The 966-nt window shown below is 56.1% G+C and carries 1 pseudogene; it reads right to left on the reverse strand.

Features of this window, described 5'->3' with window-relative positions:
* Nucleotides 1-237 (reverse strand): annotated as a pseudogene (locus MFF58_RS31780) (1,3-beta-glucanase); the annotation flags it as partial.
* Nucleotides 238-966: the final 729 nt, after the last annotated feature.

Raw genomic sequence — 966 nt, forward strand, 5'->3', positions numbered from 1 at the left:
CGACTGGGTGCGGTCGTGCACGGCCGTGATGGTGAGCGCACCGTCCTTGACGCTGAACGGGTCGTAGCCGGAGGCGGGGTCGACGAACGACGACTTGCCGAAGCCGATGTCGGAGTTGGCATCGTAGCGCCAACCCGGGCGGATGTCGGCATACGTGGTTCCAGCACCTGTTTGCGAGATGCTGCGGGTGTTGAACTCGTCGTCGAATGTGAGCTTGTAGCCCGTCAGATCGACCATCCGAATTGCCCCCTAGACAGCAGATAATCCTCTGCCAATGCAGAGATATTGAAACCTATGTTATAGGCCCAGAAAGGTTTCGAAGGGTTAATTTAAGGTTAATGCTGCGGACGATAGGGCGAGATGCGGGAGCCGGATGTCGTCTGCGCAGCGGCACATTCATGGCTTGTTCGCCCGGTTGCACCAGCTCGCCGCGTTGATCCCCGCTGAAATTTGCCCCGTCGCTTCATTGGGCAGACGATAGACAGTCGCTCGCGGACCCAACCGGAGTTCACGAGCGAACTCGTGGAGACTCTCCTTCGCCACCCGGCATCGAGCCCAAGCGAGCAAGATTTCACACCTGCCGGTCTAGTGGTGCCCGATGATGTCTAGGTAACCGTTCGGCCATCGGGCCGACCGAATTTCCCACGCCATTCGGATATTGGGGACGCCTATCTCTGCGCCTCTCAAAACCCGTTTCTCCGAGGTGCGACGGCAGTCCGGGCGCAGGCCGCCATCACAGAAGCTTGACAGCAGCGCAACCATGTAATTAATGTTTCCACAGTGTTAAAAATAGGAAAACAGTACTAATCACGCCGCCTGCCGATTTCGATCGGCAGAAAGTTGCGGGCAAGATTTCTTATAACACGGACAAAGATCCGCATCTTGCCTTTTGTTTGGGGAATACATTCATGCTGGATCTGTCAGGTTACAAGCTAACCTTTGACGACGAGTTCAATACGCGCAGCA

The sequence above is a fragment of the Methylobacterium longum genome (assembly GCF_022179385.1).
GTDB classification, from domain to species: domain Bacteria; phylum Pseudomonadota; class Alphaproteobacteria; order Rhizobiales; family Beijerinckiaceae; genus Methylobacterium; species Methylobacterium longum.